This is a genomic window from Bacillus bruguierae (assembly GCF_037104725.1).
GTDB lineage: Bacteria > Bacillota > Bacilli > Bacillales > Bacillaceae_G > Bacillus_A > Bacillus_A bruguierae.
The window spans coordinates 24,318-32,042 of record NZ_JBAWSX010000016.1 but is presented as its reverse complement, the minus strand read 5'-3'; the positions used below and the strand labels follow the sequence as shown (position 1 = coordinate 32,042).

At 34.3% G+C, this 7,725-nt stretch carries 5 protein-coding genes; all 5 read left to right on the top strand.

Features of this window, described 5'->3' with window-relative positions; translation table 11 throughout:
- Positions 1–472 precede the first annotated feature (472 nt).
- Positions 473–1,633: a non-hemolytic enterotoxin subunit A gene (nheA, locus tag WAZ07_RS20815; RefSeq protein WP_336473957.1), complete on the top strand. Its 1,161-nt coding sequence runs from the start codon at positions 473–475 to the stop codon at positions 1,631–1,633.
- A 59-nt stretch (positions 1,634–1,692) separates the two neighbouring features.
- On the top strand, positions 1,693–2,820 hold the full coding sequence (gene nheB, locus WAZ07_RS20810) for a non-hemolytic enterotoxin subunit B (RefSeq protein ID WP_336474010.1): 1,128 nt from the start codon (positions 1,693–1,695) through the stop codon (positions 2,818–2,820).
- A gap of 276 nt (positions 2,821–3,096) precedes the next feature.
- Positions 3,097–4,185 carry a non-hemolytic enterotoxin subunit C gene (gene nheC, locus WAZ07_RS20805; RefSeq protein ID WP_336473956.1) on the top strand — a complete coding sequence of 363 codons (1,089 nt, stop codon included), beginning with the start codon at positions 3,097–3,099 and terminating at the stop codon, positions 4,183–4,185.
- A gap of 371 nt (positions 4,186–4,556) precedes the next feature.
- Complete coding sequence (locus WAZ07_RS20800; RefSeq protein ID WP_336474009.1) at positions 4,557–6,029, top strand: protein adenylyltransferase SelO; 1,473 nt, start codon at positions 4,557–4,559, stop codon at positions 6,027–6,029.
- 712 nt (positions 6,030–6,741) lie between these two features.
- Complete coding sequence (gene mle / locus WAZ07_RS20795; RefSeq protein ID WP_336473955.1) at positions 6,742–7,596, top strand: alpha/beta fold macrolide esterase; 855 nt, start codon at positions 6,742–6,744, stop codon at positions 7,594–7,596.
- Positions 7,597–7,725: the final 129 nt, after the last annotated feature.

Here is a 7,725-nt window from a genome sequence, read left to right as displayed (position 1 = left end):
TGGAAATAAAAACCTTTATTAAATTATAATAACTATAATTTTAATAGAAATATCAAATGAAAATTAATAACTCTCATAATAAATAGGTTTACAACATTTTTATTAATATAATTATTATTAAATTTTATTATCTGAATATTAAATAACAATTTGGTGATAAACAAAATTTTATGATTTACTTGGTAAAAACATAATGTTTTAATAAGGGCATAAGATCGTTACAGTGTATGAGAGACAAAATCAAGTTTAACTTCGACGTGTCTTTTATGTAACTTCTTAGGGAATAAGTTTATAGTAGGGCATTATGTACAAGTATTTATAATCTGTAATCAGATTCCCACAATTAACATCTTTGTAACAATCTATAACGATAAAAAGTTTTAAGACTAGTTTTCATAGAAATAAAAATGAAACATTTAAAAATTAGTCTAACTCTTTTATCAAAAAACACCAATTGATAGGAGGAATTACTATGAAAAAAACGTTAGTAGCAGGGTTATTAGCTACAGCAGTATCTACCAGTTGTTTCGTGCCTGTAAATACTTTCGCAGAAAGTAAGACAACTTATTTACAACCAAGTAGTATACTTGGACCTGCTATGGATAGGTTATCAAATTCGATTACGACATTAGGATCACAGACGCCATTAATTCAAGGATATGGGCTAATCATATTACAGCAACCAGACCTTGATGTAAATACTATATATGGAATAACAACTGATCAAGGTACTGTAAGAAACCATGTTCGAGACTACCTGGATGTAAATAACCACAAATTATTCGTTGTAAATCAAGACATACAGAGTTTCGAAATGAGATTTACAAATTATTACAATAAATTAGTTGAACTAGCTGGAAAAATGAATGAAGATTCGGAAGCAAAGGCATTATTTGTACGTATTTTTAATTTACTTCAAGGTGACGTGCAAAGAATTCAGTATAATATGAAAATAACTTCAGAAGACTTAAACTATTCTAAAAACGAATTGGTTGAAGATAGTAATAATTTTTCTAGTAAAGTTAGCAGAGCGTTTGAATCTTATAAGGGTTCAAACGGAGACATTGAAAAATTCAGAACGGAAATTGGACACCTTAATGCAGACATTCAAGAAGATTTTGAAAAACTTCTAGCTCTACCAAAAGAAAATCTAGACGGCTCTTTAAATATTACAAAGTCGATTATTAATATTTTGAAAGATGGAGTTAAGGATAAAACTGTAGACGTGTCTAATTTGGAAGCAGTTTATAACCAATATGGACAACTTACAAATGATAAAGTAACAGAACTGAATAAAGCTATTGCTCAGAAGCAACAGAAACTAATTCAATTGGTACAAAATTTAGCGAATATTGAAGTGCAAGCAACTCAAATGACACTTATTGAGCAGCAATTAAATAACCTTACAAGAACAGTTAAAAAGCAAACTCAGAGTTTTGACAATCTAGTAAGTAGTTGGGACACCTTTAATAACATAGTGACTGAAACGGGGACAAGTCTTAATACTGATGCGAAAATAGATTCTAATTCATTACAAGCACGATTAAAAGAACTCAAACAGTTTACGGATGAATTGAAAAAACAAACAACGGAATATCAAGAGAGTGTTACAAAAATAAAAGTAACAGGATGAAATTTGTAGAATGAAGAACTATAATTCTTAACAATATCATATGAGGAGAGAAAAATGTGATGAAAAAACCTTATAAAGTAATGGCTTTATCTACATTAATAGCAACAATCGTAGCGGGTGGCATTATGCCATCATATGCCTCGGCAGAGGAACCAGCACCTATTTATGCAAATCAAGACCTTAAATACCCTAGTTATTACCTTGGACCAACAGGGCTTGATCATGCGATGAAGGACACTAAATCCAATATGTTGGTAATGGACCTGTATGCTTTAACTATTCTTAAACAAGCAGATATTAATTTGGATGGTTTACCTTCAGTTGGCGATAAGTTAAAAACAGACATTAAAGCCAACCAAAATCTTACTAGAGAAAATGCAACATACTGGTTAAATAATTTGAAATCAGGGATAGTTACGACGAATCAAAATATTATCAGTTATGATACAAAATTCCAAAATTATTCTCGTTATTTATTACAATATAAAAATGATCCAGTCAAACTAACAGCTTTGCTTACAAAGTTGAATGGTGAAGTTTCACAGAATAAAGATCAAGTGACCAAATTAGTGGAGGATTTAAAAAGCTTTCGCGGCAAATTAGAAAAAGATACACAAAATTTAAAAGGGAATGCTGAAGAAATCGTAAATATTTTAACTGGTCAAGAAGCTGGAATTCCACTGTTTCAGAAACAAATCGAAACAAATAAAGCAGTAATCGATGAGAATAACAAAATTTATATTGCATCGTCGGTTGCAACTGCTGCTGGTGCATATTTAGTTCTTTCACCTTTTGCGCCCTTTGGTGCACCTATATTAGGAGGCGGGATATACGGAGTAGTTTCATCGCAGCAGCAGATAATCAAGGCACAAGAAGAAATTATAACGCTAACACAAAATATTTCAATGGCGCAACTACAGTCAGCTAGGTTAACGATAGTGCAAAGTGATATTAAAAATTTAACAGATACAATTGATAAAGCTATTGTTTCTCTTGAAAATATAAAGACTGCGTGGGATGGAATGGGAACAAAATATGACGCATTGATTAAGAGTGCTAAAGCTGTTGACCCAGAATTCCTTGCTATGGATATAACAGCAGATCTGGATACAGCGAAGGATCATTGGGAGCAGATTAGAAAGTATGCTGAAAATATTCAAAGTAGTGAGATTTCTTTCTTGAAATAATAATATTACTTCAAGAAATTGCCGAAGTAATGAAAAATATAATATACTGAGTTTCCTTTTTGAAGAACATATAATGTGAGTCTCCTGTTCAAGTTTGAGCAGGAGACTTCCTATATAGTTATGAAACTTAATAAAGATTATAGAATAAGAAAGTATGAGAACCTCTATTTTAATATGTTGTTTTATTTGCAATAATCATAATTCATTTGAAGTAAAGAATAGAAGCTTATGAATTTAATAAAATATGTGATGCATGTGAAAGAGTAGGTGAAAAAGATGAATAAGAATTTATATAAGAAAATTATTTTGTCAACAATCATTACGGGAATGGCAGCGAGTAATGTAATTCCACTTCATACTTTGGCAGCAGAACAAACTGTGTCCCAACAGCAAGAAAGTTTGAAGAACTATTCCCTTGGTCCTGGTGAATTTAAAGAAGTAATGGGAAAAATGGTGGCAAATATCCTTACAATGGATTCATATGCCAATACAATCAGTAATCAACAGCTGACAGATTTAAGTAAAATAAGTTCTATAAATGGTGATTTACAAGCAAACATGATTAAGCATCAACGGGATGCAATAGAGAATGCCGATTTTTGGTTCATGTATTTTAAAACTCGTATTATGTACACGCATCAGAATATTGTAAGTTATAATGATACGTTTCAAGCAAGTTATAAGCTTTTACTAACTGCTATAGAGCAAAAAGATACAGAGAAATTAAAATATGAACTAGAAAATTTGTACAATAGTATTTTGTATAATAGTCAAAAATTAGATGTACTGTTAGAAAAACTGAAAAATTTTCAAGGTGAAATAGCAGAAAATACAAGAAATTTCAAAGAAGATTTCAATCAATTGGAGAATATTCTAGAAAGTACGAACGCTGGTATTCCGCTTCTACAACAACGAATTGAGAATTGTAATAATACAATTAAAGAAAACTATGATAAACGTGGTGGCTATATAGCTTTATCTGTATTTATGCCTCCGATTGGTATACCATTGATTGTCACTACTGACAAGAATATCGCATCTGCACAACAAGAAATAGAACAATTAAAGTCCAGAATTTCTGGAGCAGAGGCAGAAGTAGTTATTTTGACTGATGCCAAAAATAAAACGGAACATATGGCTGCAACAGTTGGTACAGCTGTTACTGCTCTTGAAAATATAAAGACTCAGTGGGATGTAATCGGGGTCAAATATAAATCATTGCTTAAAAGTGTTGACCAAATTAGCCCAGACCTGCTTGCTCTTATGATAACAGCAGATCTGGATACAGCGAAGGATAATTGGCAAGACCTTAAAAATTATGCGGATAAATTATATGAAGGTGCTAAGATTGTACAAGGAGAATAGATTATAAAAGTAGACCCACCAGAAGAACGAATTATACAAATGGCACCGGATTGCACCTGAATACATGTAAATAATATTAAAAACATACAACCTTGTATTTGTTGGTAAGGTTGTATGTTTTTTTATAGAGATGTATTTCAATATCCAAATCTATTTGTAAAAACATAAACTTATTTAAATTTATATATGTAAATTATGGTAATGCAGAATAAAACATGATTTGTTTTCTCCTTATTTCTGTAGAAAGAGTATAATAAAATGGAAGAAGTAGACATTATAGGGGATTGCTTTGTATTGGTGTAGAAATACAATTAACATCCCATTTCAATTTTGTATTAAGTATAAATGATAAAAGAAGAGACGGTGATACGATGACGAAGAAAGAAAGAATAGAAACAGGATGGAACTTTGATAACAGTTATGCCCGTCTACCGAAATCGTTTTTTTCGGGTCTCAGTCCAACGCCTGTTCGCTCACCGAAATTGATTATTCTCAATCATTCGTTGGCAACATCATTGGGATTGAATGCCGAGGATCTTGAAAGTGACGAAGGGGTAGCAGTACTGGCAGGAAACCAGATTCCCGAAGGTGCGTTTCCTCTTGCTCAAGCATATGCAGGTCATCAATTTGGTCATTTTAACAGGTTAGGGGACGGTAGAGCTTTACTACTTGGTGAGCAGATTACTCCTTTAGATGAAAGATTTGATATCCATCTGAAAGGTTCTGGTCGAACGCCATACTCCCGCAGGGGAGATGGACGAGCAGCATTAGGACCAATGTTACGCGAATATATTATTAGCGAAGCAATGCATGCGCTTGGAATTGCTACTACCCGCAGTCTGGCAGTAGTGACAACTGGTGAGTCAATCATTCGTGAAACGGAACTGCCTGGTGCAATTCTCGTTCGTGTGGCTGCAAGTCATCTGCGCGTTGGCACTTTTCAGTATGCTGCTCAGTGGGTGACTATTGAAGAACTCCAAATGTTAGCTGACTATACACTAGATCGACATTATCCAGGCGGTGATGTAGCTGAAAATCGCTATCTTTTCTTGCTTGAGGAAGTAATTAAGCGTCAAGCTTCCTTGATTGCGAAATGGCAACTAGTTGGTTTTATTCACGGAGTAATGAATACTGATAATATGACTATAAGCGGAGAAACAATTGATTACGGTCCTTGCGCCTTCATGGATACTTATGATCCAGAAACAGTATTCAGTTCCATTGATATTCAAGGTCGCTATGCTTATGGAAACCAGCCATATATTGGCGGATGGAATCTTGCAAGGTTAGCTGAATCTTTATTACCGCTATTGCATAGTGATTATGCAAAATCAATGGAAATGGCTCAAAATGCAATTTTAAATTTTAATAAGTTATATCAATCAAACTGGCTTGCTGGAATGAGAGCGAAATTAGGGATATTTAACGAAGAAGTACAGGATCAAGCCCTTATTGAAGATCTTCTTGCTATCATGCAGAAGTATCGTGCGGACTATACAAATACCTTCCGTGCGTTAACTTTTGATAAGCTCGGGGACATGGCTTTGTTTGAGACTACAGAGTTTGCAGAGTGGCATGTAAGATGGCAGGAAAGACTAGGTAGACAAGAAGAATCGAAAGCTTCCTCACATTTATTGATGCGAAAAAGCAATCCTGCGATAATCCCTCGGAACCACAGGGTAGAAGAAGCATTAGAAGCTGCAGCGGAGCATGGGGATTATAGTGTGATGGATCGTCTTCTTAATGTTCTTTCAAATCCTTACGCGCACTCCACTGAACAGGAGGAGTATGCGGCGCTACCTGAACCTTCAGCCTGTCCTTACCAAACATATTGTGGTACATGATAGAAGTATTAGGGGTACTGATTTCTACAATATAGTTTATGATTTGTACAAAAAATGCTACTTCATTAGTTGAGGTAGCGTTTTTTAGGTTATCATTTCTTCCTTTTTAGTAGAAATCATATCTCGTATTAAGCAAGCCGATACTTTAAAATACCCAATTGTTGATTTTAAATAAAGTCGCGAAGCTTTACCCTTTTGGATACTTTTGTCTGAAGGGGTGTTTTTATGACTAAAAGAAAAAGAACATCTGAATAAAGTGAAACTTCCATCAGTGGAGGTTTTCGTCATCCTCCACTGATGGTTAGCTGAACCAATCGGGCTCTTATGGGCAGTTATCCCCCACCTATCTTCTTTGCTTTCTCTGAATCTTGAGGTGGGGGTCTTACTGCCCTAAAGTAGCGGGATGAAAGATGGATTAAGGAATTATTGAGTGACATAAAGTTGTTCCGTTAAAGGGCCAGATTGTTGAATAATTATTATTGGAAGCTCATGTGGGCAATGCACAATAATAAGAATCATGTTATAATTTAATTTGGTATAAAAACCCTTATTTCTTATAGGAGAGTGCAAATCATGATTATTAAGTTCATCCGTTTCCGTTAATTTCAGGTACATTTCATTTATGCCCATTCATTTTTTGATAAAATGAGTAGGTTTATTTGTGTGTGCCTCATTCAAATTTACCAAATTCGAATGAAATGGGGAACAAATCATGAGTGAAAAGATATTTGAAATTAACGGAATTAATATATGTACAGAGAGTTTTGGAAATCCATCTAAACCAGCAGTCTTATTGATAAATGGAGCTACGAATTCAATGGTTTATTGGGACAAAGAATTCTGTCAAAAATTAGCCGATACAGGAAGGTATGTTATTCGATATGATAATCGAGATGTAGGACGCTCCATAACTTATGAGCCTGGGACTTCAAATTATACAGTAGTAGACATGGCTAATGATGCTACAGGGGTTATAGATGCCTACAATATTAATCAAGCCCACATTGTCGGAATGTCATTGGGTGGTATGATTGCTCAAGTTGTTGCATTTCATAATCCTCAGAGAGTTTTAAGCATGACTTTAATTTCATCAAGTCTTTTTGGTTCCGATGATAACGACCGAGGATTACCAGAAATGGATGAGAGCTTACTAGCTTATCATGCCAAGGGGGCTACATTAGATTGGTCAGATGAAGAATCAATTATTAACTACTTGGTTGAAGGTGCAAAAATGCTCTGTGGTTCACATCATACCTTTGATGAAAAAAGAGCTCGGGAACTAACAACACAAGATTTTAAACGAGCAAATAATTTACTCAGTATGTTTAATCACGCAACACTTGTAGGCAATGATTATTATGAAGGTAAAATTAAAGAAATAAAGGTTCCATCATTGGTGATTCATGGTACAGAAGATACAATCCTTCCCTATGAGCATGGTTTAGCACTTGCCAAAGAACTTCCAAATGCATCGTTACTAACCCTTGAAGGGACTGGGCATGAAATTCACTTTGATGATTGGGATAAAATAATTAACGCTATTTCAAGCCATACGTCAGTCAAGTAAGTTCACGTAGCATAACAAGCTTCATAACAGAAGATTCAAGAAGGGTTACATATTCGGTTGGTTCCGATTGTAACCCTTCTTTTAATTAAAAAATGCTTTGGAATTTCCAAGTGCACGATAGTCTTTGAG